1 protein-coding gene is annotated in these 800 nt (G+C 52.5%); it reads left to right on the plus strand.

From position 1 onward, the window contains the following. Positions 1 to 80: 80 nt before the first annotated feature. Positions 81 to 800 (plus strand): DDE-type integrase/transposase/recombinase (locus PsAD5_RS14660; RefSeq protein ID WP_153041396.1); only part of this gene is annotated, 720 nt, incomplete at its 3' end.

The following is an 800-nucleotide window of genomic DNA, read 5'->3' on the forward strand; positions in this document are numbered from 1 at the left end:
GTGTACATACCGGAGACATAGGTGACAGGTGTTCGGAGAGATGGTTGACACATTAACATGGCATTCAGGGAGGGACCGGGATGCCTTGGAAAGAGTGTTCAACAATGAAACTTCGAGAAGAGTTTGTCCGACTTGCAGATCAGGACAATGCTAATCGGCGTGCCTTGTGTCGCCGGTTCGGTATCAGCCCACAAACAGGCTATAAATGGCTGAGGCGGTGGCGTGCGGGAGAAGACTTGAATGATCTCTCCCACCGGCCCAGAACATCTCCTGGACGTTCACCACAGGAGGTGGAGCAGAGGATTTTATCAGTGCGTGATACTTACCCGGCTTGGGGCGCTCGAAAGATCCGCGCTTATCTGCAGCATCAAGGCATTACAGTTCCAGCAAGCTCCACGGTGCACGCCATTCTACAGCGCCATGACCGTATTGAACCGAAATCAATCCCAGCGTCCTCGGATTGGCAGCGATTTGAAGCTCCTCTTCCTAATCAACTCTGGCAAATGGATTTTAAAGGTTGGATCAGGCTGGAAGATAACACTCGTTGCCATCCTCTCACGGTTGTCGACGACCACTCCCGGTTTGCGACCTGCCTTAAGGCTTGCCCAGACCAACGCACCAATACAGTTAAAACGGCTTTAGAAGAGAGCTTTAAGCTCTACGGCTTGCCGAGAGCCTTTCTGGTTGACAACGGTTCTCCATGGGGGACTGCTCTTACCGATCAGCGTTGGACACCATTGCGGATCTGGTTGGCTCATCTTGGTGTCCGCCTGATCCATGCCAGACCTTTTCATCCTCAG

The organism is Pseudovibrio sp. Ad5, from assembly GCF_001623095.1.
Lineage (GTDB): Bacteria > Pseudomonadota > Alphaproteobacteria > Rhizobiales > Stappiaceae > Pseudovibrio.